The sequence below is a fragment of the Streptomyces sp. NPDC048277 genome (assembly GCF_040652235.1).
In the GTDB taxonomy this organism is placed as follows: Bacteria; Actinomycetota; Actinomycetes; order Streptomycetales; family Streptomycetaceae; genus Streptomyces.
Window position 1 is genome coordinate 228,483 of the sequence record NZ_JBEZLQ010000010.1, and the last position, 23,037, is coordinate 251,519.

Annotated in this window: 23 protein-coding genes; 9 read left to right on the forward strand and 14 right to left on the reverse strand. The window is 71.3% G+C overall.

All coding sequences use genetic code 11. The features are described 5' to 3' along the window. The first annotated feature begins 150 nt into the window (after positions 1 to 150). Both AB0D85_RS22990 and AB0D85_RS22995 read left to right on the forward strand, forming a co-directional pair. Positions 151 to 1,047, forward strand: coding sequence for a hypothetical protein (locus AB0D85_RS22990; protein WP_362322992.1), 897 nt, complete (start codon positions 151 to 153; stop codon positions 1,045 to 1,047). A 185-nt stretch (positions 1,048 to 1,232) separates the two neighbouring features. Continuing rightward, positions 1,233 to 1,706: a carboxymuconolactone decarboxylase family protein gene (locus AB0D85_RS22995; RefSeq protein WP_362322994.1), complete on the forward strand. Its 474-nt coding sequence runs from the start codon at positions 1,233 to 1,235 to the stop codon at positions 1,704 to 1,706. 26 nt (positions 1,707 to 1,732) lie between these two features. On the opposite strand, the gene AB0D85_RS23000 is transcribed toward AB0D85_RS22995, so the two are convergent. Continuing rightward, entirely contained in the window at positions 1,733 to 2,188 is a 456-nt protein-coding gene (locus tag AB0D85_RS23000) for a MarR family transcriptional regulator (protein ID WP_362322996.1), read from the reverse strand. A 99-nt stretch (positions 2,189 to 2,287) separates the two neighbouring features. On the opposite strand from AB0D85_RS23000, the gene AB0D85_RS23005 reads away from it, so the two are divergent. Both AB0D85_RS23005 and AB0D85_RS23010 read left to right on the forward strand, forming a co-directional pair. Continuing rightward, a complete protein-coding gene (locus tag AB0D85_RS23005; protein WP_362322998.1) occupies positions 2,288 to 3,286 on the forward strand; it encodes an NADP-dependent oxidoreductase in 999 nt (332 codons plus the stop codon). A 141-nt stretch (positions 3,287 to 3,427) separates the two neighbouring features. After that, positions 3,428 to 4,750, forward strand: a complete 1,323-nt coding sequence (locus AB0D85_RS23010) for a transposase (protein WP_362323000.1) — start codon at positions 3,428 to 3,430, stop codon at positions 4,748 to 4,750. Positions 4,751 to 4,857: 107 nt separating this feature from the next. Here the strand turns inward: AB0D85_RS23010 and AB0D85_RS23015 are convergent, their stop codons facing one another. Further along, positions 4,858 to 6,015 (reverse strand): serine hydrolase domain-containing protein, encoded by a 1,158-nt coding sequence (locus AB0D85_RS23015; RefSeq protein WP_362323002.1) that lies wholly within the window; start codon positions 6,013 to 6,015, stop codon positions 4,858 to 4,860. After that, complete coding sequence (locus AB0D85_RS23020; protein ID WP_362323004.1) at positions 6,012 to 8,552, reverse strand: M14 family zinc carboxypeptidase; 2,541 nt, start codon at positions 8,550 to 8,552, stop codon at positions 6,012 to 6,014. Before AB0D85_RS23020 ends, AB0D85_RS23015 begins: the two co-directional genes overlap by 4 nt. 178 nt (positions 8,553 to 8,730) lie before the next feature. Here AB0D85_RS23020 and AB0D85_RS23025 point away from each other — a divergent pair, with 178 nt between their 5' ends. Then, positions 8,731 to 9,519: an EI24 domain-containing protein gene (locus AB0D85_RS23025; protein ID WP_362323006.1), complete on the forward strand. Its 789-nt coding sequence runs from the start codon at positions 8,731 to 8,733 to the stop codon at positions 9,517 to 9,519. A gap of 49 nt (positions 9,520 to 9,568) precedes the next feature. Here AB0D85_RS23025 and AB0D85_RS23030 read toward each other — a convergent pair whose 3' ends face one another. Both AB0D85_RS23030 and AB0D85_RS23035 read right to left on the reverse strand, forming a co-directional pair. Next, on the reverse strand, positions 9,569 to 10,822 hold the full coding sequence (locus tag AB0D85_RS23030) for a pyroglutamyl peptidase (RefSeq protein ID WP_362323008.1): 1,254 nt from the start codon (positions 10,820 to 10,822) through the stop codon (positions 9,569 to 9,571). Between the two features lie 69 nt (positions 10,823 to 10,891). Continuing rightward, positions 10,892 to 11,863: a LysR family transcriptional regulator gene (locus tag AB0D85_RS23035; protein WP_362323010.1), complete on the reverse strand. Its 972-nt coding sequence runs from the start codon at positions 11,861 to 11,863 to the stop codon at positions 10,892 to 10,894. Positions 11,864 to 11,972: 109 nt separating this feature from the next. Between AB0D85_RS23035 and AB0D85_RS23040 the strand changes: the two genes are divergently transcribed. Then, a complete protein-coding gene (locus AB0D85_RS23040; RefSeq protein WP_362323012.1) occupies positions 11,973 to 12,365 on the forward strand; it encodes a RidA family protein in 393 nt (130 codons plus the stop codon). 159 nt (positions 12,366 to 12,524) lie between these two features. On the opposite strand, the gene AB0D85_RS23045 is transcribed toward AB0D85_RS23040, so the two are convergent. Continuing rightward, entirely contained in the window at positions 12,525 to 13,499 is a 975-nt protein-coding gene (locus AB0D85_RS23045; protein ID WP_362323014.1) for an aldose epimerase family protein, read from the reverse strand. A gap of 38 nt (positions 13,500 to 13,537) precedes the next feature. Then, complete coding sequence (locus AB0D85_RS23050) at positions 13,538 to 14,431, reverse strand: SGNH/GDSL hydrolase family protein (protein WP_362323016.1); 894 nt, start codon at positions 14,429 to 14,431, stop codon at positions 13,538 to 13,540. A gap of 252 nt (positions 14,432 to 14,683) precedes the next feature. On the opposite strand from AB0D85_RS23050, the gene AB0D85_RS23055 reads away from it, so the two are divergent. After that, positions 14,684 to 15,178 (forward strand): DUF3145 domain-containing protein, encoded by a 495-nt coding sequence (locus AB0D85_RS23055; protein WP_123977426.1) that lies wholly within the window; start codon positions 14,684 to 14,686, stop codon positions 15,176 to 15,178. A gap of 125 nt (positions 15,179 to 15,303) precedes the next feature. Here the strand turns inward: AB0D85_RS23055 and fabF are convergent, their stop codons facing one another. From fabF to fasR, 5 genes are all read right to left on the reverse strand, one after another. Further along, on the reverse strand, positions 15,304 to 16,566 hold the full coding sequence (gene fabF, locus AB0D85_RS23060; RefSeq protein WP_362323018.1) for a beta-ketoacyl-ACP synthase II: 1,263 nt from the start codon (positions 16,564 to 16,566) through the stop codon (positions 15,304 to 15,306). A gap of 103 nt (positions 16,567 to 16,669) precedes the next feature. Beyond that, complete coding sequence (locus AB0D85_RS23065; RefSeq protein WP_355710875.1) at positions 16,670 to 16,918, reverse strand: acyl carrier protein; 249 nt, start codon at positions 16,916 to 16,918, stop codon at positions 16,670 to 16,672. 90 nt (positions 16,919 to 17,008) lie between these two features. Beyond that, the gene (locus AB0D85_RS23070) at positions 17,009 to 18,040 is read right to left on the reverse strand and encodes a ketoacyl-ACP synthase III (protein WP_362323021.1); all 1,032 of its coding nucleotides are present in this window, start codon (positions 18,038 to 18,040) and stop codon (positions 17,009 to 17,011) included. 17 nt (positions 18,041 to 18,057) lie between these two features. Continuing rightward, positions 18,058 to 18,969, reverse strand: a complete 912-nt coding sequence (locus tag AB0D85_RS23075) for an ACP S-malonyltransferase (RefSeq protein ID WP_362323023.1) — start codon at positions 18,967 to 18,969, stop codon at positions 18,058 to 18,060. 89 nt (positions 18,970 to 19,058) lie between these two features. Further along, positions 19,059 to 20,264 carry a fatty acid biosynthesis transcriptional regulator FasR gene (fasR, locus tag AB0D85_RS23080; RefSeq protein ID WP_362323025.1) on the reverse strand — a complete coding sequence of 402 codons (1,206 nt, stop codon included), beginning with the start codon at positions 20,262 to 20,264 and terminating at the stop codon, positions 19,059 to 19,061. A 73-nt stretch (positions 20,265 to 20,337) separates the two neighbouring features. Between fasR and AB0D85_RS23085 the strand changes: the two genes are divergently transcribed. Together AB0D85_RS23085 and AB0D85_RS23090 are read left to right on the forward strand one after the other, a co-directional pair. Beyond that, the gene (locus AB0D85_RS23085; RefSeq protein WP_362323300.1) at positions 20,338 to 20,994 is read left to right on the forward strand and encodes a pirin family protein; all 657 of its coding nucleotides are present in this window, start codon (positions 20,338 to 20,340) and stop codon (positions 20,992 to 20,994) included. 114 nt (positions 20,995 to 21,108) lie between these two features. Then, on the forward strand, positions 21,109 to 21,636 hold the full coding sequence (locus tag AB0D85_RS23090) for a DUF4232 domain-containing protein (protein ID WP_362323027.1): 528 nt from the start codon (positions 21,109 to 21,111) through the stop codon (positions 21,634 to 21,636). Between the two features lie 74 nt (positions 21,637 to 21,710). Here AB0D85_RS23090 and AB0D85_RS23095 read toward each other — a convergent pair whose 3' ends face one another. Continuing rightward, on the reverse strand, positions 21,711 to 22,538 hold the full coding sequence (locus AB0D85_RS23095; protein ID WP_362323029.1) for a serine hydrolase domain-containing protein: 828 nt from the start codon (positions 22,536 to 22,538) through the stop codon (positions 21,711 to 21,713). Between the two features lie 19 nt (positions 22,539 to 22,557). Further along, entirely contained in the window at positions 22,558 to 23,028 is a 471-nt protein-coding gene (locus tag AB0D85_RS23100; protein ID WP_362323031.1) for an N-acetyltransferase, read from the reverse strand. Positions 23,029 to 23,037: the final 9 nt, after the last annotated feature.

Consider the following 23,037-nt stretch of genomic DNA (forward strand, 5'->3'; position numbering starts at 1 on the left):
CGTGACAGTAAGGACGGGGCGGTCGGAGTGTCAATGGGTCGAACAGGTAACGGTTTCGACAAGGCTTTCGACAGTTTTTTCGGTCCCCTACAGAACCTTCACAGAGGTGCCTGGTTATGTGACCGGCGGGGAACTTAGTCTTCCCGCGTCATGGACTACTGCCACCCGTGCCGACGGCACCTCAACGGCGCCCTCGCCTGCCCGGGGTGCGGCACACCGATCGAAACGCTACGCGCGTCCGCGCCGGAAGCGGACGCGGCTCCTCTGTCGGGAGCGGGGTTCGCGGGTGGCGGACACGGGGGCTACGCCGACGGGGCGTACGACCCGCACGGCGGCTACGACGCGGGGGCGTACGAGCGTGACGGTGACGCCGGTGGCGGCGATGCCGAGGGCCACGACGGCGAGGGTGACGACGGCGACGAGCCCCGGGCCGGCGGCCGTGCCGACCGGCGCCGGTCGGGTCGCGGCCGGGGTCGCGGCCGGGGCGCCGGGAGTCCCTCCGAGGCCGACGGGGACGCCGCCACGGGCCCTTCCGAGGCCGACGGCAGCCGTCGCGACCGCAAGGCCGCGGCCCATCGCCGGCGGCGCCGCAGGGTCCTGCTGGTGACCGCGGCGTGCGTGCTCGCGGCGGGCGGCCTGAGCCTCGCCGAACTCGGCACGGACGCCATACCGTTCACGAGCCCGGGCCCGGCCTCGGCGGGCGGCGACACCACCGACGGCGGTACGTCGACGTCGTCCCCGGGCACGACGGCCGAGCCCCTGGGCAACACGTCCGGCGCGACGGGCGCGCCGGACTCCGCGTCGGCCGACCCCTCCGCGTCCCCGTCCCCGTCCGCGTCGAAGGACAAGGCGTCCGACTCCCCGTCGGCGTCCCCGAAGGACACGGACGCGCAGTCGGCGACGACGGGCCCGATCACGAAGACACCGACGGCAACGGCGACGAGCACGACGGGATCGACCCCGACGGCCGATCCCACGACATCGGACCCGACCCCGGCCCCGTCCCCGAGCGCCACGTGCAACCGGTTCCTGTGGTGGTGCACGTGACTGAAGCGCCCCGACAGGGGCGCGGGGCTGTATCGATTTGCGGCTCCGCCGCGTGGGCGCGACCAGCCCCCACCGGCGCGCACTCAAAAAACCCACCAACGCAAATCCAGCAAACGTGTCACATTCGACGAACCCGTTCCGTCGTAGGTGTGTAACCCGCCGAGCCCCACCACAGGGAGCACACCATGGAAGCCCGCCTGAACGTCTTCGCCAGCCCCCTCGCCAACAAGCTCATCAAGCACTTCGTCGGCGCCGGCAAGGTCGCCCACGAGTCGACGATCCCGGACTCCACCCTGGAACTCGTGAAGATCCGCGCCAGCCAGATCAACGGCTGCGGCTTCTGCCTCGACATGCACACCAAGGACGCGGCCGCCGCGGGCGAGACCCAGCAGCGTCTCCACATGGTCGGCGCATGGCGCGAGGCGACCGTCTTCACCGAGGCCGAGCGCGCCGCCCTGGAACTCGCCGAGCAGGGCACCCGGATCGCCGACGCGGCGGGCGGCGTCCCGGACGAGGTGTGGGCGAACGCGGCCAAGCACTTCGACCAGGAGGAACTCGTCGCGCTCGTGGCGACGATCGCCGCCATCAACGCCTTCAACCGGCTGAACGTGATGTTCCAGCAGCCGGCGGGCGACTACCGGCCCGGCCAGTTCGCGTAACTCCCCGAAGGAGCCCGGCGCCGGCCCTACGCGTCGGCGCCGAGCATCCGGCGCAGCAGGTCCCGCAGGGACAGCCGCTCCTCGTCCGACAGCCCCGCCAGCGGCTCGCGCGCGAAGCGCAGCCCCTCGCGCAGATCGCGGGCGACCCGCCGGCCCTCGTCCGTCGCCGCCGCCAGCTTCACCCGGCGGTCGGCCGGGTCGGGCCGCCGCTCCACGAGCCCGCGTGCCTCCAGCCGGTCCACGATCCCGGTCACGTTCGACGGCTCGCACTTCAGCTTCTGCGCCAGCTTCCGCATCGGCAGCGGCTCCAGCGACAGCAGGCTGAGCAGCCGCGCCTGCGCCCCGGTGAGCGTGTGCTCGCCCGCCGCGTCCTCGTAGTCCGCGTAGAAGCGGGCCACGACGTCCCCGATGAGCTCGACGACCTCCATGGTCAGGGCGTCGGGCCGACGGGTCTTCGCTGGGCTGGACTGTGAGGTGGACATGGACTCCAGCGTACCCCGTTACTTGACATCCTGAAATATTAAGGAGCATGGTTGTTTCAGGTACTGAAGTAATTGTAGTGATCCGGAAAGGCGCACGTCATGATCAACCGCGAGTGGCACCTCGTCAGCCGTCCCGTCGGCTGGCCGAAGCCGGAGGACTTCGCCCTGGTGGAGGCGGAGGTCCCGACGCCGGGTGAGGGACAGGTGCTGGTACGGAACAAGTACCTCTCCGTCGACCCGTACATGCGCGGCCGGATGAGTGCCGCCAAGTCGTACGTCGCCCCCTTCGAGCTGGGCAAGGTCATGCAGGGCGGCGCGGTCGGCGAGGTCGTCGAGTCGAACGCCGAGGGCATCGCGGCCGGCGACCACGTCCTGCACTTCCTCGGCTGGCGCGAGTACGCCGTCGTGGACGCGAAGACCGCGGTCAAGGTCGACGCCGACGCCGCGCCCCTGTCGACGTACCTCGGCGTCCTCGGCATGACCGGCCTCACCGCCTACGCGGGCCTGCTGCGCACCGCCTCCTTCAAGGAGGGCGACTCCGTCTTCGTGTCGGGCGCGGCCGGCGCGGTCGGCAGCCAGGTCGGCCAGATCGCCAAGCTCAAGGGCGCCTCCCGGGTGATCGGCTCGGCCGGCTCCGACGAGAAGGTCAAGCTGCTGGTCGAGGAGTACGGCTTCGACGCGGCGTTCAACTACAAGAACGGCTCGGTCAGCGAGCAGCTCCGCGCGGCCGCGCCCGACGGTGTCGACGTCTACTTCGACAACGTCGGCGGCGACCACCTGGAGGCCGCGATCGGGCAGCTGAACAAGGGCGGCCGGATCGCCGTCTGCGGCATGATCTCCGTCTACAACAGCACCGAACCCGTCCCGGGCCCGAAGAACCTCGCCCGGCTCATCCAGACCCGCGGCCGGATCGAGGGCTTCCTGGTCGGCGACCACTACGACCTGCAGCCGCAGTTCGTCTCCGAGGTGGGCCCGTGGGTGGCGTCCGGGCAGCTGAAGTACCGCGAGACGGTCGTCGAGGGCATCGAGAACAACCTGGAGGCGTTCCTCGGGGTGCTGCGGGGCGACAACACCGGGAAGATGATCGTAAAGATCTGATCCGCGTGACGCCCGGCTGAGTTCCGTCGTTGCGCTTCGCGGAGGCCGCGCCCTTGGACGTGGGGTGCGGCCTCCGCCCTGTCCCCGAGCGAACCTCGCGGTTTCATCGTGGTGACATGAACCAAACGGTATGGTGATCAGGTGATTACGGAACGTGTGCAGGAGGTGTGGCAGTTCGGGCATCGCGCCCGACTGGCGCTGACACCTGCGCAGGTCCGACTCATGGACGACCAGGCGCATGCGGCCCGCGCTCTGTGGAACTGCCTGCACGACTGGTGGACGATGCTCCCGAAGGAGAAGCGCTCCCTGGCCGCGGCCGACGCGGCGATCCGTCAGGCCCGCATGGACATCGACTGGCTCGGCGCGCTCCCCGCCCAGGCCGCGCAGGCGGTACTGAAGACGTACTTCCAGGCTTGGCGGAACTGCTGGGACAGACGCGCCGACGCGCCGAACTTCAAAGCCCGGCTGCGCACGGTGATGTCGGTGGACATCCCGCAGGGCCGGGACCTGAACATCGCCCGTGTACACCGGCGCTGGGGCATGGTCCAGATTCCCAGGATCGGCCGCGTCCGTTTCCGCTGGACAAAGGACCTTCCGGTCGGGAAGAGGACGGGTGCAGACAACCGGATCACCGGGGCCCGGCTGGTCAAGGACGCGCTCGGCTGGCACATCGCCTTCCGCGTCCAGACCCTTCAGGCCGCACCCGAACCCCATCAGGGGCCGCAGGTCGGCATCGACGCCGGGGTGAACCTACCCCTGGCCCTGTCAGACGGCAACCACCAGGACCACGGACGCCCGCCCCGTCTCCCCGACGGTACGGCCGACCGGGACAAATGGCTGAACCCGCAGGAGAAGGCCAAGCTGCTTGGCCTGGAACGACGCGCCGCCCAGCGCAAGCAGCACCAAGGACGCGGGGAGAAAACCTCCCACCGCCTGCGGCACACCTACGACCAGATCAAACAGCTCCGCGCAAAAGCCACGCGCCGCGCCGTTGACTGGCAGCACAAGACCACCACCAGCATCGCCAAGCAGTACGCCACGGTCGTGGTCGAACAGCTCGACATCAAGAACATGGTCAAGTCCGCCAAGGGCACCATCGAGGAACCCGGCCAGAACGTCGCCCAGAAGTCCGGCCTGAACCGCTCCATCAGCCAGGAGGCATGGGGCCGCACCGTGACGATGCTGACCTACAAGACCGCCCGCCAGGGCGGCACCCTGGTCAAGGTTCCCGCCCCCGGCACCTCCCAGCGCTGCTCAGCATGTGGCTTCACCACACTGGGCAGCCGGGAGGACCAGGCCACGTTCGTGTGCAAGAACCCCGACTGCGGCTGGTCCGGCAACGCCGATCACAACGCGGGCCGGAACATCTTGCACCTGTTCCGGATGGGCCGTGCGCTCGTCCCGGCTGCCGGGAGGGCAGTCGTCAGGCGTCCCCGTGGCGTCAAGCCAGCCACCGCAAGGTAGGCAGGAATCTCCCTCGTGTACGAGGAAGAGCACTTCAATCCCTGACCACCACCAGTCGTCGTCGGCGGTCGGCGGCTCAGTCGGCCGCGGCGCGGCCGACTGGGACCTCACATGGTCAGCGTTGCCCTGTGTACAGCCAGTGCCAAGCCGTTGTTCTCCGGCGCCGCACCGCCCGGGAACGCGAACCTCCTTCGGATGTAGCCGTAGGCGATGCCGCTGCGGGGGTCCGCGAACGCCTGGGAGCCCGCTGCTCCGCTGTGGCCGATCGTGCCCGCGCCCAGGAACGGGTGCCAGGTGTCCGCCGTCGCCTGGAAGCCCAGGCCGTAGGACTTGTGGGCCCGCGCCACCAGGTCGTAGCCCACCGAGTGGATCTGGCCGAACTCCGCCACCGTGTCCTCCTTCAGCAGCGGGGCCTCGCCGTCGATCTCGCTGAGCAGCGCCGCGTACATCCCGGCCAGGCCGCGCGCCGACGCCACCCCGCCGAACGACGCCGGGCCCTTGGCGCGGACCTGCGGGTCGTTGGGCAGGGCGGCCAGGTCCGTCGGTTCGGCCGTGTGCTCGTTGAAGGCGATCCCGGCCAGCGTTCGGCGGCCCGACGGGACGGAGTCGAGCAGCGCCTGCTGCTCGGGCGTCGGAAGCATGGGCCGGGTGGTGCGGAAGCGGGGCTCGTGCGCGGCCGGCAGGCCCAGGAAGAAGTCCAGGCCGTACGGCGCCCGGACCCGCTCCTCGTACACGTCCTGGAGCGTACGGCCCGTCGCGCGCCGTACCACCTCGCCGGTGAGCGCGCCGATGACGAGCGCGTGGTAGCCGAAGGCCGTGCCCGGGCGCCAGAACGGCCGCTGGTCGGCGAGGCGTTCGGCCATCGCCCGGTCGTCGGTCAGCTCCTGTGGGCTGAACCCGGTGTCGGTGCCGATCAGGCCCGCCCGGTGTGCGATCAGTTCCCGCAGGGTCAGCGCGCCCTTGCCCTCGGCGGCGAACTCCGGCCAGTAGTAGGTGACTTTGCGGTCCAGCTCCAGCGTGCCGTCCTGCACCAGCAGCGCCGTGACGAGATGGGCCGCGCCCTTGGTGGACGAGAACACGCCGTAGAGGGAGTCCCCGTCGGACTCCTCGCCGGCCCACAGGTCGACGACCCGCCGGCCGTGGACGTACGCACACAACTGTCCCTCGTAGTCGGCCGGTTCGCCGGCGACGAAGGCGGCGAACTCCTCGCGCACCGCTTCGAAGCCCTCCGCGACCGTGCCCTGGACGGTGATCTCCTGCGTCATCCGCTCTCCTCAACCGAGCCGCCGCGAGCAGCTCCCACTGTGAACAACGCCCTACCCACCTGGGCGAACTCCCCCTTCGGATGGTCCCGGAAGAGGGGCTCGGTGCCGAACAGCACGGCCCGCGGGCCGCTCACCACCGAGGCCTGTCCCGCCGCCGCGCCCGGCCCACCCGAGCCGTCGGACAGCGCCCGCCAGTGTCCCGACAGCAGCGGGTTCCCGGCCGCGTAGGTCTGCTCCACGCGTACTCCGGGACCGAGGTCGGTGAACCACACCGGCGCATACACGAAACCGTAGTCGGGGGCACCGGCCGTGACCGGGCCCGAACTCACAACCCGCACCACGCCGTTGGCGTCCGCGCTACCCTGCACGGCCCGCACGGGGAGCCGCCCCAGCGCCGCTCCGGCGGTACCGCGGCCGACCAGCCCGTGCGCGGAGAGGAATCCGTCGAGGGCGGTCCGGGCGGTCGCGGTCAACGCCGTACGGTCGAGTCCGGCGGACACGAACAGCACGTCCGTCCGCGACCAGTCGAAGCCCGCGTTCAGGATGTCCGTCGAGACCGGCGTGACGTCGAAGCCCATCTCCCGCAGCGCGAACAGCTCACCCGGGGTGACGGCGGCGGCCACCCGCAGAGGGCGGCGGACAACCGGGCCCGAGCCGGGGCGCGTCGCCTCGAAGACCACGTCGTACGTGCGGGCCGCCTGTGCCGCCCGTGGCCGTGCCGAGGCCGGGAAGACCGCCGTGCCGCCCGACACGCGCGCCGAAACACCTTGCGCGAGAAGGGAGTTGAGGGCGGCCAGGGCGCTCGGGTCGTCCAGGCGAAGGCGCAGGTCGCCGCGCGTAGCTACGGACCCGACGGCGGCCGCCCCGCGCACCCGCCGTACCGGCAGCCCGGACAGGGAACCCGTGCGCACCGACTCCACCCGGGCGCCCCACAGCCGTCCCAGGCTCCAGCCCGAGATGTCGTACATCACCGAGACCTTGCCGCTGATGTCCCGGCCGTCGGCGAGCAGCGCGTTCGCCAGGCCCCGCTCGGGCTGGTGCATGTCGACGACGTACGAGCCCTGCGGGTACGGCCGTCCGCCGAGCCGGAAGGCGCGGGTCGCACGGGTGACGCGGATGCCGTTGGCGAGGAGGTGGTCCACCAGACGGGCGGTGGCGGTGCCGGTGGTGCCGGAGGGGAGGACGTAGGCGCGCGGGAACCTGGTCGTGTAGACGTCCTCCGGGCCGATGCCCGGTACCCCGGGGACGGTCTGCGCCGACACCGGCACCTGTGCGGCCCCTGCCGCTCCCCGCCGGAAGACCTCGATCTGGTCGGCGAGGAGGGCATCGCGGTGCTGCCGGGCGTAGGCGAGGGCCGCGTTCATGGCGGCGCCGGCGACGGCCACGTTGATCGCGGAGCGGCGGCGGAGTTCCGTGACCGGGAGGGCGTCGTACGCCGTGCTGTTCACCGTCATCGGGATCTCGACGGTGTGGGCGGCGACCGTGCCGTGGAAGGCCGCGTACTGCGGGGTGAAGACCGGCGGCCAGTCGTCCCAGCCCTCCTGCTGGTCCCGGAACGGGATCTGGACCGGCACCACGCCGTCCTTCGCGGCGGTGTAGCCGAGGCCGTTGACGGCGGCCTCCATGCCGAGGGCGTTGGCGTAGGTGTTCTTGAGGAACAGGTCGTACTCGTAGTTCTCGCCGTGCGGCGGGGTGGTCGGCTCGATCAGCGTGCCGTTGACGTAACCGTGCAGGTCGAGCATGACGGCCGGCTGTTTGTCGATCTCGATCTGCCGCATCGCCCGGACCTCGGGCTGGGAGGCGGTGACGAAGTCCCGGTTGAGGTCGAAGCCGTTGGCGTTGGCGCGGGTGCCGGCGATCCGGCCGTCCGGGTTGGCCGTGATGTCGAAGTACAGGCGGCTGTGGGCCAGCAGCTCGCGGGTCCTGGCGTCGTTCGCGCTGGCGAGCCGCTCGATGAGCTTCAGGGAGGCGTCGGTGCCCTCCCATTCGTCGCCGTGGATGTTGGCGTTGAAGAAGACGGGGGTCTTGTAGCCGGCCTTCAGCGAAGCGTCCTCGGCGGCCTTCGCCGGCGCGTTCTCGATGAGGTCGCGCATCCGTTCCTGCGCCCGGGTCTGCGCGGGCGTCTCCGGGGCGGTGACCGTGACCAGATAGAGCCGGTGGCCGCCGGCCGAACGGCCCGTGACCTCGACGCTCACCCGGTCGCCGAGCCGCTGGAGGGCGTTCAGCTCCGGGGCGATGCCGTGGTACGGGGTGAGGCCCAGTCGGATCGACCGGTCGGCGGGGTTCACCGGGTCGGCGGAGAGGACCTGCTGCCGGGGGTAGCCGCGGCCGGCGTCCGCGAGGTCGGGGACCGGGGCGGCGAGCGCGGTACGGGCGGCTGCGGCCGGGGCCTGGGCCGCCCGGGTGTCACGGCCGTGGCCCTCCCGGACGGCCGGGGCCGGGTCGGCACCGGCCGCCGTGCCGGTGACCAGGGCGGTGAGGGCCAGGGAGACGAACAGAACGGGTCCGGGGGGAACGGCTGTTGCGGTGGGGCGCACGCGTACCTCCTCTGCTGGTTCCTGAGATCGGTACGGCGAGACGTACCCGTTCGACTCAACAGGAACGAGGAGGTCTTGGTGTCACCGTTGCCCCGGATGGCCGATGGCGGGGGTGGCGGTGGCGCAGCCCTGTGGGGCAGCGGACCGGCGCTCCGAACACCTCGGTAAAGTTTTCGCCATGCGTGATCTCGGGGCGGGTTTCGGATATCTCCTCAAGGGCCAGCGATGGGTCGGCCGGCACGGCAGGCAGTACGGCTTCGGCCTGCTCCCGGGCCTGATCACCCTCGTGCTGTACGCGGCGGCCCTCGTCTCCCTGGCGATATGGGGAGAGGCCTTCGTCGCCTGGGCCACCCCGTTCGCCGACGACTGGTCCAGCCCCTGGCTCGGCCTCTTCCGCGGCTTCCTCACCGCCGTGCTGTTCGCCCTCGGTCTCCTCCTCGCCGTCCTCACCTTCACCGCGGTGACCCTGCTGGTCGGCCAGCCGTTCTACGAGAACCTCTCCGAGAAGGTCGACGCGGACGTCTCGCCCGACGGCACCGCGCCCGAGTCCGGGCTGCCGCTCTGGCGCGAGCTGTGGATCTCGGCCCGCGACAGCCTGCGCATCCTGGTCCGCGCCGGCCTCTGGGGCGTGCTGCTCTTCGCCCTGGGCTTTCTCCCCTTCGTCGGGCAGACCGTCGTACCGGTCGTCGGCTTCTTCGTGACCGGGTTCTTCCTCACCGAGGAGCTCGCCGCCGTCGCCCTCCAGCGCCGGGGCGTCGACCTGCGCGCCCGGCTCGCCCTGCTGCGCTCCCGCAAGACCCTGGTGTGGGGCTTCGGCACCCCGCTGGGCCTGGCCTTCCTGGTGCCGTTCGTCGCGGTGTTCCTGATGCCGGGCGCGGTCGCGGGCGCCACCCTCCTCGCCCGCGACCTGCTGGGCGAGGAGACGGCGGAGGAGGACGAGCACACCGACGAACCGGTCACGTCCTGACGCTGCCGGTCACGTCCTGACGCTGCCGGTCACTTCTTCAAGCCGCCGGTCACTTCTTGAAGCTCGCGTCCGCCGCCACGGTCACGATCGCCCGCACCTGGTCGATGATGTCCACCCGGTTCTTCACGAAGTCGGGGTCGGTCACCTCGGTGGTGTTCCCGGCGCCGAACTCCAGCACCGGTGTGTGCACATGCCCGCCCGGGAGGGTGTCGTGCAGTCCGAGGCGGTCACGCAGCAGGGTGGCGCGGTAGGCGATCTCGTTGGAGAGGTAGTTCCCGCCGCCCCCGGCACGGGCCGTCGACCCGGCGGTCGGCCCGTCCGCCTGTACGACCGGAACGGTTCCGCCCGCCGGGATCTCGGTGACCTCGGTGTGGTCGTACACCGGGAAACGCCCCGTCCGCGCCGCCACGATCGCCGCGTACGGCAGGGTCGTGGTCGTCCACTGCGGCTGCGAGGCCGGGTCGTCGACCGGGACGGTCTCGGTGCTGCTCAGGTTCTCGTTGTCCGGGAAGCCGCCTCGCCAGGCCCCGTTGGTGCGCTCCACGTCGAAGCGCCCGACCCGTCCCTGGCTCACGGTGGTGAACAGGTCCACCTTCGGCAGATACGGCCGCAGCGTCCGCTCCACGGTCCCCTGCGCGAAGTCGTCCCACCGCACGGGGAAGACGGCCGTCTCGACCCGGGCCGGACCCTCCTCGGTCTGTATGACCGTCCCGTCCAGCGCGAGCGCCGACGCCCCCGAGGGATTGGAGATCCGGATGTCCCGGTCGAGCGTGAACGGATCGAACCCGGTGACCAGGATCCGCCTCAGGTGCCGGCCGGGATAGCGGATGTCGGTCTGCCCGCGCGAGGTCCGCTCCAACGCGTCCAGCAGCCGCGTCCGTTGCGCCGCGCTGAGAGCGAACTCCGGCTCCCAGGTGCGCACATCCCGGGTCATCCCCAGCCGCGCCCAGTACAACGGCCGGTCGTCGTCCCGGCTCAGGTCGCCCCCGGCAGGGCCTCGCCCCTGCGCCCGGTCCACGGCCCGCCGCCACAGCGCGGACCCGTCCCGTACGACGATCCGCCGGGCCTGCGCATAGGAGTGCGCACCCGTGAGCGCCTCGGTGAACTCCGGTGCCACGGCGTCGAATCCGGACCGCCGGAGGATCTCCTGAGGCACCGCCTTGTCCAGCCGCTGCTCCTCGACGGTGGGGGAGGCGGCGGTCGTCGCGGGTGTCGCGGCCGTCGCCTGTGTCGCGCTGGGCGACAACGCCCCGGCCAGCAGGGCGACTCCGAGGACACCGATCCGAACGCGTAGGGATTGCACGGGAGTTGGCCTTCCGTCGCAGTGGGGTGCGTGGTGCCGGACGGCCGCAGTATCGCCTGCCGGGCTGGTCTACGCCATGGTGCCCCCGGGGGTCCCGCCCGGGATGCGGGCGACCGCCTCGCGCAGTGCGGCGAGGAAGGACTCCGCGGCCGGGGCCAGGGACCGGCCCCGGGCCGTCGCCGCGTACACGGCCCGGGCCGGGGCGCCCTCGTCGAGCACCGGCAGCAGGACGACGTCCTGGCGTACGGACTCGGCGGCGAGCGCCGGGACCAGGGTCACACCGAGGCCCGCGGCGACGTATCCCAGCTTGGCGGTCCACTCGCCGACGACATGGGCCACGCGCGGGCGGAAGCCCTGCCGCAGGGCCGCGTCCAGGAGGGTGCCCTCGGGGCGGGCACCGCCGGAGATCCAGTCGGCGCCGGCGAGCCGGCCGAGCCGCACCGGCCCCGTGACACCCGCCAGGGGATGGTCCACGGGGACGGCGACGTACAGCGACTCGTCGAGGAGGTGGTGGAGGTCGTAAGGCTCCAGCGGGGCGCGGCCCGTCGTCGAGACGACCGCGAGGTCCAGGTGACCGGCAGCCAGCCGGTCCAGCAGCCCGGGCGTGAGCCCCTCCTCGCGGGACAGCCGCACCCCTGGGTGCCGGGCGCGGAACGCGGCCAGGGCGTGCGGCACCAGGGCGGCGTCGGCCGTGGCGAACGCCCCGAACCGCAGCCGCCCGCCCGCCGCCTCGCGCAGCGCGGTCAGCTCACGGGCGGCCCCGCGCAGCGCCCCGGTGACGGCCTCGGCGTGCGGGACGAGCACCCGCCCGGCCTCGGTGAGCCGTACCCCGCGCGGCAACCGGTCGAAGAGCGGGCCACCGCCGAGCGCCGCCTCCAGCGAGGAGATCTGCCGGGACACGGCCGACTGCGTCCACCCGAGCGTCCGCGCGGCCACGGTGAACGAACCGTGCCGGGCGACGTCCAGGAACACCCGCAGCCAGACGGTGGACACATCGGCGTCGGGAAGGGCGGGGGCATCCTCGGAATGCTGGTTCGGCATGGCGGCCATGCTAGACATTCGCTTGTCGCATCACTCGCCCCGCGCCTAGCGTCGACGCGTGGCCCGTCGCCCGGCCGCCGCCCGCATCCCAACCTCCTGAAGGAGAGCCGTGCAGGTCACCCTGGACAACCCGGCAGACGCGCCCCAGCCGGCGAGCCCCTACTACTCCCAGGTCGCCCGCGTCGAACACGCCGACGGCAGCGCCCTGCTGTTCGTCTCCGGCCAGATCGCCGAGGGCGCGGGCCTCGCGGAGCAGACCCGGGGCGTCTTCGAGGGCCTTGCCGCGCTGCTCCGCGCGCACGGGGCGACTCTGGCGGACGTCATCAACATCCGCACGTATCTGACCGACATCTCCCGGCTGGCCGAGTACGGCGCCGTACGCCGGGAGTTCCTCACGGGGACGCCGCCGACGAGCATGACGTTCGAGGCGTCCCGGCTGTTCCGGCCGGAGGCGCTGGTGGAGGTGGAGGTCGTGGCGGCGGTGTCCGCGGGCGGGGCGTAGGGACGGTGTTTGTGAAAGGTTCGTACGAAATCGCTGTGGGCTGTTCGATCACCGACCGTCGCCTCACAGACACGGCTAAGGTCTGAGGCGGGACGAGTCCCCCTTGAGCAGCCCCGGTCCGAGACCTGACCCTTGGACCGGGGCTTGCGTGTGTGCGTGTCAGTCCCGCACGCCGAAGCCGTAGACCGTCTCCGAGCGGTAGACCTCGCCCGGCCGCAGCACCGTGCTCGGGAACCCGGGCCGGTTGGGGGAGTCCGGGAAGTGCTGGGTCTCCAGGGCGACGCCGTCGCCGGGGGCGAAGGGCCCGGTCAGGTGCTCGGCCGTGTAGAGCTGGATGCCGGGCTCGGTGGTGGCCACGGTGAGGGTGCGGCCGGAGGCCGGGTCGTGCAGCTCGGCGATCTCGGCCGGCGCGTCCGTGACGCCCTTGTCGAGGACGAGGTTGTGGTCGTAGCCGGAGCCGACCTTGCGGGCCGTACGGAAGTCGAAACGGGAGCCGGAGACGTCCTCCAGGACCCCGGTCGGGATCAGGTCGTCGTCGACGGGGGTGTAGCGGGAGGCGGCGATGCGCAGTTCATGGCCGCCCGCGTTCCCGGAGCCCGCGAGGTTGAAGTAGCTGTGGTTGGTGAGGTTCACGACGGTCGGCGCGTCGGTGACCGCCTCGTAGGAGATGCGCAGCGCCCCGGAGGCGTCCAGCACGTAGGTCACGGAGACCTCCAGCTGCCCCGGGAAGCCCTCCTCGCCGTGCCGGCTGACCCGGGTGAGCCGCACCCCGTGCTCGACGCCCTCGACGTCCCACACCCGCTTGTCGAAGCCGCGGGAGCCGCCGTGCAGGGAGTTGGGCGCGTTGTTCGGCTCCAGGGCGTAGGTCACGTCGTCCAGCGGGAAGCGGGCGTGGGCGATCCGGTTGGCGTACCGGCCGACCAGGGCGCCGAAGTACGGGCCCGGGTTCTCCAGATAGCCGTCCAGGTCCGCGAACCCCAGCACCACGTCGGCCGAACGCCCCTCCCGGTCCGGGACCTCGACCGACTGCACGATCCCGCCGTACGACAGGACCCGCACCCGCGTCCCCGCGCGCTCCAGCGTCCAGCGGTGGACCTCGGTGCCGTCGGAAAGTGTGCCGAAAAGTTCGCTCATGTGGGAAACCCTAGGTCAAGCACGGGGGAATCCCTAGGTCACGGGGCCTTCGCGGTGATGGTCCGGTAGGCGATCGCGGCGAGCTTCGACTGGCCGTCGGTGCTCGGATGGAACCAGTCCCAGTGGCTCAGCTGATCGGTGCCGAAGCGGTAGTCGTACACCGCCCCGCCGTCGAAGCGGCAGCGCCGGTCCTTGGCGCAGACCTGCTCCAGCACCTTGTTGTAGTCCTCGACGCGCTGCTGCACCTTGTCCCGGCGCAGGGTCGCCGCGTTGGTCAGATTGTCCGCGTCACGGAGCATGGACGGGCAGATGCCGAGCTTCCACACCTGCTTGCCCAGCGGATTGGTCCGCCCCTCGGACCACAGCCGCTTCAGGTTCGGCACGCTCGCCACGTACACCTGCGTCTTCGGCAGCGTCTTGCGCAGGGTGTCCATCGCGTCCTCGAACTGGGTGCGGAAGGCGGTCACCGAGGTCATCGCCCGCACCGACGTACGGCAGGCGTCGTTGGCCCCCACCATCACCGTCACCAACTGCGGCCTGCGGACGGCCGCGTCGGCCAGCTGCCCGGACAGGTCGGCCATCCGGGCGCCCGTCACCGCGTAGTTCCAGCTGTGGTCGGCCGCCTTCGCCCGCCCCAGCAGCCGTACCGCCAGGCTGTCCACCTGGTCGCTGGTGCCGGTCGCCCAGGACACCTCAGGGCAGTCCGAGAGCACCGTGCACGCGTCGAAGCCGCGCGTGATGGAGTCGCCGACGGCCGCGATCGAGGCCGGGCTGCTGTCCCACACCGCTACGGCCCGGGAGGCGCGCGGCTTGCCGCCGGACGAAGCGGAGGAACCGCCCAGCACATCGCACCCGGCCAGCCCCAGCGCGGCCGTGACGGCCACGGCACCGACCAGGGCATGCGAACGCCGACGTCGTCGCTGCTTGCGCATACCCCGTTGGTCCTCTCCGTCGGCCGGCCCGTCCCCCTCCATAACAACGCACGGGAGTTCCCACCCCGCGCCCTGCAACGGTCCACCCCCGTACAAGCGTCTCCCTGGGTGAATGGCAGGGGTTTCCTGGCTGTGGGACCGACGGTACGTCACACTCCTTGCGCCACCGCACGGTAGCCTCGCAAGCAACGCGGCCGTCGTGCCACTGCCGCCAGCCAGCCAGCAAGATGTCCGCTCTGCCCGGAGGTTCCGGTGACGACACGTGGAGTTCTGTACGTGCACTCCGCGCCGCGCGCGCTGTGCCCGCACGTCGAGTGGGCCGTCGCCGGGGTGCTCGGCACGCGCGTCAACCTCGACTGGATCCGCCAGCCGGCGGCACCCGGCACCTGGCGCTCCGAGTTCTCCTGGCAGGGCGAGGTCGGCACGGCCTCCAAACTGGCGTCGGCGCTGCGCGGCTGGCACCTGCTCCGCTTCGAGGTCACGGCGGAACCCTGTGCCAAGGCCGAGGGCGAGCGCTACAGCTGCACACCGGACCTGGGCATCTTCCACGCGGTCACCGGAATCCACGGCGACATCCTGATCCCGGAGGACCGTCTGAGGGCGGCCATGACCCGCTCACAGCGCGGCGAGACGGACCTGGAGGCCGAGATCGCCAAACTCCTCGGCAAGCCCTGGGACGACGAACTGGAGCCGTTCCGCTACGCGGGCGAGGGCGCGCCGGTGCGCTGGCTCCACCAGGTGGTGTAGCGCCCCGTAAGGGGCGCGGGGAACTGCGCGACCAGCCCCCACCGGCCTGCAGTCGACGACGAAACGCACTGTGGCCCGGACTCCGACCAACGGAGTCCGGGCCACAGGCGTCAAGCCGGCGTTTCTCAGATCGTCCTGAACGCGAGTACGACGTTGTGCCCGCCGAACCCGAACGAATCGTTCAGCACGGCGATCCGGCCCTCGGGCAGCGCCCGCGCCTCACCCCGCACCACGTCCGCGTTGACCTCGGGGTCGAGGTCGTTCAGGTTGATGGTCGGCGGAGCCGTACGGTTCACCAGCGCCAGGATCGACGCGACGGTCTCGATACCACCGGCACCGCCCAGCAGGTGACCGGTCATCGACTTGGTCGCGGAGATGGCCATGTGCTCGACGTCGTCGCCGAACACCTTGCGCAGCGCCTTGATCTCGGCCACATCACCCTGCGGCGTCGACGTCGCGTGAGCATTCACGTGCACGATCTCCGCCGGCTTCAGGTCCGAGCTGTCGAGCAGGTTCTGCAGCGCGTGCGCGATCCCGTTGCCGGACGGCTCCGGCTGCGTGATGTGGTGCGCGTCGGCCGAGATGCCCTGGCCGACCGCCTCGACGTAGATCCGGGCCCCGCGCGCCTTCGCGTGCTCCTCGGACTCCAGGACGATCACGCCCGCGCCCTCACCGAGCACGAAGCCGTCACGGCCGGAGTCGTAGGGACGCGACGCGCCCTCGGGGTCGTCGTTGTTCTTGGACATCGCCATCATGTTGCCGAACGCGGCGATCGGCAGCGGGTGGATCGCCGCCTCGGTGCCGCCGGCCACGACGACGTCCGCACGCCCGGTGCGGATCATCTCGATGGCGTATCCGATGGCCTCGGCGCCGGAGGCGCAGGCCGACACGGGGGTGTGCACACCGGCCCGCGCACCCAGCTCGATACCGACGTTGGCGGCCGGCGAGTTGGGCATCAGCATCGGCACGGTGTGCGGGGAGACACGGCGTACGCCCTTCTCCTTGAGCACGTCGTGCTGTTCGAGCAGGGTCGTCACACCGCCGATGCCGGAGGCGATGACGGCGCCGACCCGGTCGGGGTTGGCGGACTGGTCCTCACCGGCCTTGGCGGTGAAGCCGGCGTCCTTCCAGGCCTCCCGAGCGGCGATCAGCGCGAACTGCGCGGACCGGTCCAGCTTGCGGGCCTGGGGGCGCGGGATGATCTCGGTCGGTTCGACGGCGATCTGCGCCGCGATGCGGACGGGCAGCTCGGCCGCCCAGTCCTGCTCCAGGAGGCGGACGCCGGACTTACCGGCGACCAGGGCCTCCCAGAACGAAGCTGCGTCGCCACCCAGCGGTGTGGTTGCGCCGATACCGGTGACGACCACGGTGCGATTGGTCGGGCTCATCGGGAATTCTTTCTCCAACGGATACGGGATTCGACGGCGCCACCGCCGGGTGGCGGGGCAGTGCGGCCGGAGGCTGTGTGACGCCTCAGGCCTGGTCAGGACCTCAGGCCTGGTGCGTGAGGATGTAGTTGGTCGCGTCGCCGACGGTCTTGAGGTTCTTGACGTCCTCGTCCGGGATCTTGACGTCGAAGCGCTCTTCGGCGGCGACGACGACCTCGACCATGGACAGCGAGTCGACGTCCAGGTCGTCGGTGAAGGACTTGTCCAGCTGGACGTCCTCAACCGGGATGCCGGCGATCTCGTTCACGATCTCGGCGAGACCTTCGACGATCTCTTCCTGAGTGGCGGCCATGTCAGGCGCTCCTTCTTAGATGTTCCAGACGGTTGCTGCGGTGTTGCAGTCGGCGTTCCCGCACCGGATGCATGATCCGGCACGGAGTGCCTAGGGGAGGGTAACGACAGTGGCGGCGTAGACGAGACCCGCCCCGAACCCGATGACGAGGGCGGTGTCGCCGCTCTTCGCCTCACCGGTCGCCAGAAGCCGCTCCATCGCGAGCGGAATCGAGGCGGCCGAGGTGTTGCCGGTGGTGCGGATGTCACGGGCGACCGTGACGTGCTCCGGCAGCTTGAGAGTCTTCACCATCGAGTCGATGATCCGCACATTGGCCTGGTGCGGGATGAAGACGTCCAGGTCGTCCGCGCTGATCCCGGCCGCGTCCAGCGCCTGCTGAGCGACCTTCGCCATCTCGAACACGGCCCAGCGGAACACCGCCTGGCCCTCCTGCGTGATCGCCGGGAACTTGACGTCGCCCTGGCTGTCGACCGGGAGTTCGGATCTGTCGGCGAAGTGCATACGGTCCCAGGGGACCGTCTGCTTGATGGTCTCGGACTTGTCGCCCTCCGAGCCCCAGACGGTCGGGCCGATCGCCGGCTCCTGCGAGGGGCCGACCACGACCGCGCCCGCGCCGTCGCCGAACAGGAAGGCGGTGGCCCGGTCCTCCAGGTCGGTGAGGTCGCTGAGCCGCTCCACGCCGATCACGAGCACGTACTCGGCGGAACCTTCCACCACCATGCCCTTGGCGAGCGTGAGGCCGTAGCCGAAGCCCGCGCAGCCGGCGGAGATGTCGAAGGCGGCCGCCTTGTCCGTGCCGAGCTTGTCGGCGATCTCGGTGGCGACGGCCGGGGTCTGGCTGAAGTGCGAGACGGTGGAGACGACCACGGCGCCGATCTGCTCGGCGGAGATGCCCGCGTCCGCGATCGCCTTGCCTGCGGCCTCGATCGACATCGCGGCGACGGTCTCCTCGGGGCCCGCCCAGTGCCGGGTCTCGATACCGGAGCGCGACCGGATCCACTCGTCGGACGAGTCGATCTTCTCGAGGATCACCTCGTTGGGCACCACGCGGGTCGGGCGGTAGCCGCCGACACCGAGGATGCGCGCGTACGGGGCACCCTTGCTGGGCTTGATCTTCGACATCGCAGTGCGCTCCTAATTCAGCTGTGCTCGGCGATGAGCTCGCGGGCCGCGTCGAGGTCGTCGGGGGTCTTCAGGGCCAGCGTCTTGACGCCGGGCAGGGCGCGCTTGGCCAGACCGGTCAGGGTGCCGCCGGGGCACACCTCCAGCAGGGCGGTGACGCCGAGCTCCTGGAAGGTCTCCATGCACAGGTCCCAGCGGACCGGGTTGGCGACCTGGCCGACGAGGCGCTTCACGATCTCGCCGCCGGTGGCGACGCGCTGCCCGTCCTTGTTGGAGACGTAGACGAACCTCGGGTCGGCGGGCGCCAGTTCGGCGGTCGCGGCCTCCAGCGCCGACACGGCCGGGGCCATGTGGTGCGTGTGGAAGGCGCCGGCCACCTTGAGGGCGACGACCTTGCGGACTCCCTCGGGCTTGTCCTCGGCGAGCGCGGCGAGCTGCTCCATGGTGCCGGCCGCGACGATCTGGCCCGCGCCGTTGATGTTCGCCGGGGTCAGACCGAGCTTCTCCAGATGCGCGACCGAGACGTCCGGGTCGCCGCCGAGCAGCGCCGACATACCGGTCTGCGTGATCGCGGCGGCCTCGGCCATCGCGAGGCCGCGCCTGCGGACGAGGGCCAGCGCGTCGGTGTCGTCCAGGACGCCCGCGAAGGCGGCGGCGGTGATCTCACCGACGCTGTGCCCGGCGACCGCGCCCGGCGCGATGTCACCGAGTGCCGCGCCCGAGACGAGTCCGGCGGCGACGAGCAGCGGCTGCGCGATCGCGGTGTCGCGGATCTCGTCCGCGTCGGCGTTCGTGCCGTAGTGCACCAGATCGAGACCGATGGCGTCCGACCAGGCACGCAGACGGTCTTCGACACCGGGGAGGTCGAGCCAGGGGGTCAGGAAGCCAGGCGTCTGGGCGCCCTGGCCGGGAGCGACGAGTACGAGCACTCTCACACTCTCTCTTGGGGACGGCCACGGCCGCCCGTGAGGACAGGGACGAAGAACACGAGGGGGTTTTGTGGACCCCCGACAAAATCCTATGGCTGGAGATCTCCATCGACCAGACGCCCCAGGATCAGCGCGATCCGCAGTGTGAAGGCGGATCGTACATCGGACGGTGACCATCCGGTGACGTCAGTCACACGTCGGAGCCGGTAGCGGACGGTGTTCGGGTGGACGAAGAGCATCCGGGCCGCGCCCTCCAGGCTGCTCGCCTGTTCCAGATAGACGCTCAGTGTTTCCAGCAGCGCCGAGCCGGCTTCTTCCAGCGGTCTGTAGATCTCCTCCACCAACTGCTCGCGCGCACCGGGATCGCCCGCGATCGCGCGTTCCGGAAGCAGATCGTCCGCCAGTACCGGCCGCGGCGCGTCCTGCCAGGCGGTACACGCCTTGAGCCCCGCGGCGGCGGCCTGCGCGGACCGGGTGGCGGCCAGCAGATCGGGTACGACGGGCCCCGCGACGACCGGTCCGGCGGCATAGGGCCCGATCAGCGACTTGGCGACGGCCAGCGGATTGTCGTTGCCGCCCGCGATGACGACGAGCCGGTCCCCGAGCACGCCCGTCAGCACCTGCAGCTTGGCGTGCCGGGCGGCCCGCCGGATGGCCTCGACGGTCAGTTCGCTGTCCCCGTCGGGCGCGGTGCCGAGCACGACGCACACGTTGTCGGGCGAGTTCCATCCGAGAGCCGCGGCTCTGCTCACGGCCCCTTCGTCGGCCTCGCCGCTCAGCACGGCGTTCACGACCAGCGACTCCAGCCGCGCGTCCCAGGCACCCCGTGCCTCGGCGGCCTGGGCGTAGACCTGGGCGGTGGCGAAGGCGATCTCACGGGCGTAGACGAGCAGGGCCTCGCGCAGCACGCTCTCGTCGCCGGGCGCCGCCACCTCGTCGATGGCGCTCTCCATGACCTCGATGGTGGTCCGCACCATCTCCACGGTCTGCCGCAGCGTGATCGCCCGGGTCAGCTCCCGTGGCGCGGTCCCGAACACGTCCGTCGAGATCGCCTGCGGGGCGTCGGGGTGCCGGAACCACTCGGTGAAGGCCGCGATACCCGCCTGGGCGACGAGCCCGATCCAGGAGCGGTTCTCCGGGGGCATGGCCCGGTACCACGGCAGGGTCTCGTCCATGCGTGCGATGGCCTGGGCGGCGAGACTGCCGGAGGACTTCTCCAGCCGCTTCAGGGTCGCGGAGTGCGGGTGGACCTGATGAGCCGAGGGGTCGGACTTGCGCGTTACGGGTTCGGGCACGGGGACAAGACTGCCTTATCCGGACGGGAGCCTGCGCCGCCGGGTGCCGACTGCGGTCTACCGTGGTGCCGTGATGGACGTACGGCGCGCGGCGCAGCGCTACCCCGGAGGCGACCCGGCGACCGGGATCGAGTCGGCGCACGCCTTCTCCTTCGGCCCGCACTACGACCCCGACAACCTGCGCTTCGGCGCGGTCATCGCGTGCAACGAGGAGCGGCTGGCGCCCGGCGCCGGCTTCGACGAGCACCCGCACAGCCACACCGAGATCGTCACGTGGGTGGTCGAGGGCGAGCTCACCCACCGCGACTCGGAGGGCAACGAGACGGTGGTGCGGCACGGCGATGTGCAGCGCCTGAGCTCGGCGGGGGGCGTCCGCCATGTGGAGCGCAACGACGCCGACGTCCCCCTGACCTTCGTCCAGATGTGGCTGGCCCCGGTACGGCCCGGGGGAGAGCCGTCGTACGAGATCGTCCGCGGCATCGCCGACTCCACGCCGTACGCCGTCCCGGAGGCCGGGGCGATGCTGCACGTCCGCCGGCTGGGCGCGGGGGAGCGGACGGCGGTGCCGGACGGGGCGTTTGTGTACGTGCACGTGGTGCGGGGTGAAGTGCGGCTGGGGGACGAGGAGTTGGGGCCGGGGGACGCGGTTCGGGCGGTGGCGGCGAAGGACCTGGAGGCGGAGGGGCTGACACCGGCCGAGGTGCTGGTGTGGGAGATGACGGCCGGCTGAGTGGACCCGGGACTTCTGTGACAGTCGATCATCCGCCTGTGACAGAACGATCAAAAAGTCTCTCCACACTGTTGATCGCATCGACCGATCAACGGGGGACAAGGAGACACACGTATGCGTTTGCGGCACCTGACCACTGCCATCACCGCCACCGTCGCTCTCGGCCTGGGGACGGCCGCGTTCAGCGGTACGGCCAGCGCGGGCACGGGCGGCGACCCGGCGCCCCTCGCGCCGGCGTGCGACACGGCGGCCTTGAACATCGCGTTCGACGCCAAGGCCGTCTACAGCGCCCCGGGTGAGCAGATTCCCGTGACCGTCCTGATGAAGAACACCAGCGACGCCACCTGCAGCCTCCATGGCTTCCCCGGCGTGGACCTGAAGGCCGGCAGCGACACCTGGTCTCTGGCGCAGGGCGGCGGCGCCGAGGACCCGTTCAACCTGACGCCGGGCACGAGCGCACGTTTCCTCATCACCTACATCTCGTGGGAGCAGGGCAGCGGCACGGAGTTCAAGGCGACCTCCGCCGTGATCACCCCGCCCGGCGCGACCACCTCCGTCACGCTCCCCTGGCCCGGCAGCAGCATCCTCCGCCAGGACGGTGCCACGAACCCCGGGACGTACGTGGGCGACGTCACCCCGTAACCATCTGCCGAAAGCAGCGCGGCCGCGCCCGAATCCCCCGATCGGCGCGGCCGCGCTTCTCGACTGCGGTGGCCTCAGCCGCGCGACTCCGCCAGCACCGCGTCCGTGAACACCGGCCACGCCTCGACCGCCCAGGGGCCGAACGCGCGATCCGTCAGTGCCACGCACGCCACGCCCGCGTCGGGGTCCGCCCACAGGAACGTGCCCGACTGCCCGAAGTGGCCGAACGTCCGGGGCGAGGACGAAGCACCCGTCCAGTGCGGGGACTTGCCGTCGCGGATCTCGAAGCCCAGCCCCCAGTCGTTCGGGTTCTGGTGGCCGTAGCCCGGCAACACGCCCTTCGTCCCCGGATACTGCACGGTCAGCGTCGCCTCCGCCACCGTGCGCGGGTCCAGCAGCCTCGGTGCCTGGACCTCCGCCGCGAACCGCAGCAGGTCCGTCACCGACGACACCCCGTCCTTCGCCGGGGAGCCCTCCAGGGACGTCGACGTCATGCCCAGCGGCTCCAGCACCGCCTGCCGCAGGTACTCCGCGAACGGGATCTCGGTCGCCTTGGCGACATGGTCCCCGAGCACCTCGAACCCCGCGTTGGAGTACAGCCGCCGCTCCCCGGGCGGTGCCGTCACCCGGTGTTCGTCGAAGGCCAGCCCCGAGGTGTGCGCGAGCAGATGCCGTACCGTCGCCCCGTCCGGCCCCGCCGGCTCGTCGAGGTCGAGCGCCCCCTCCTCGTACGCGACGAGCACCGCGTACGCCGCGAGCGGCTTGGTGACCGAGGCCAGCGGGAAACGCTGCCCGGCCGGCCCATGGGTGCCCAGGACCGTCCCGTCGGCCCGTACGGCACCCGCCGCGGCGGTGGGCACGGGCCAGTTCTCGATCGACGTGAGGCTGTTCAAGGACGACATGGCCCCGAGCCTAGGCCGCTCAGAGCGACAGCCGCATCGAGGGGTCCGGCTTGCGGACGAAGCCCAGCGAGGCGTACAGCGGCTCCGCCTCGGCCGACGCGTTCAGGTCGACCTGCCCCGCGCCCCGCTCCCGGAACCACTCCAGCAGCTCCTCCATACACGCCCGGGCGTACCCCCGGCGCCGGGCGTCCGGGTCGGTGGCCACACTGAAGACGTGTCCGACCCGGCCGTGCGGATTGCCGGCCCGGCCGATCCGGTACTCCAGCGCCCCCACGACCAGCGCGGCCAGCGCCCCCGGCCGCTCCGGGTGGTCGACGACGAACGCGGCGAGGTCCCCGCCGCCCGCACCGAGCCGCTCCCGCAGCGTCGGCAGCGACTCGGCGTGCCATTCCGTGGAGCCGTTCACCTCGAACATGGAATCGATCATGACCTGGCGGAGCCGGAGCACTTCCGGCGCGTCCTCGGGCGTGGCACGGCGTACGAGACTCATGCCGGGCAC

What these genes read in the sequence shown, in the direction of transcription:
- AB0D85_RS23005 (WP_362322998.1), top strand. Translation starts at nt 2,288, where the DNA reads ATGATCAACCGCGAGTGGCACCTCGTCAGCCGTCCCGTCGGCTGGCCG.
- AB0D85_RS23045 (WP_362323014.1), bottom strand. Translation starts at nt 13,499, where the DNA reads ATGAGCGAACTTTTCGGCACACTTTCCGACGGCACCGAGGTCCACCGC.
- AB0D85_RS23025 (WP_362323006.1), top strand. Translation starts at nt 8,731, where the DNA reads ATGCGTGATCTCGGGGCGGGTTTCGGATATCTCCTCAAGGGCCAGCGA.
- AB0D85_RS23095 (WP_362323029.1), bottom strand. Translation starts at nt 22,538, where the DNA reads ATGTCGTCCTTGAACAGCCTCACGTCGATCGAGAACTGGCCCGTGCCC.
- AB0D85_RS23100 (WP_362323031.1), bottom strand. Translation starts at nt 23,028, where the DNA reads ATGAGTCTCGTACGCCGTGCCACGCCCGAGGACGCGCCGGAAGTGCTC.
- AB0D85_RS23050 (WP_362323016.1), bottom strand. Translation starts at nt 14,431, where the DNA reads ATGCGCAAGCAGCGACGACGTCGGCGTTCGCATGCCCTGGTCGGTGCC.
- AB0D85_RS23085 (WP_362323300.1), top strand. Translation starts at nt 20,338, where the DNA reads ATGGACGTACGGCGCGCGGCGCAGCGCTACCCCGGAGGCGACCCGGCG.
- AB0D85_RS23000 (WP_362322996.1), bottom strand. Translation starts at nt 2,188, where the DNA reads ATGTCCACCTCACAGTCCAGCCCAGCGAAGACCCGTCGGCCCGACGCC.
- AB0D85_RS23090 (WP_362323027.1), top strand. Translation starts at nt 21,109, where the DNA reads ATGCGTTTGCGGCACCTGACCACTGCCATCACCGCCACCGTCGCTCTC.
- AB0D85_RS23065 (WP_355710875.1), bottom strand. Translation starts at nt 16,918, where the DNA reads ATGGCCGCCACTCAGGAAGAGATCGTCGAAGGTCTCGCCGAGATCGTG.
- AB0D85_RS23035 (WP_362323010.1), bottom strand. Translation starts at nt 11,863, where the DNA reads ATGCCGAACCAGCATTCCGAGGATGCCCCCGCCCTTCCCGACGCCGAT.
- AB0D85_RS23015 (WP_362323002.1), bottom strand. Translation starts at nt 6,015, where the DNA reads ATGACGCAGGAGATCACCGTCCAGGGCACGGTCGCGGAGGGCTTCGAA.
- fabF (WP_362323018.1), bottom strand. Translation starts at nt 16,566, where the DNA reads ATGAGCCCGACCAATCGCACCGTGGTCGTCACCGGTATCGGCGCAACC.
- AB0D85_RS23070 (WP_362323021.1), bottom strand. Translation starts at nt 18,040, where the DNA reads ATGTCGAAGATCAAGCCCAGCAAGGGTGCCCCGTACGCGCGCATCCTC.
- AB0D85_RS22995 (WP_362322994.1), top strand. Translation starts at nt 1,233, where the DNA reads ATGGAAGCCCGCCTGAACGTCTTCGCCAGCCCCCTCGCCAACAAGCTC.
- AB0D85_RS22990 (WP_362322992.1), top strand. Translation starts at nt 151, where the DNA reads ATGGACTACTGCCACCCGTGCCGACGGCACCTCAACGGCGCCCTCGCC.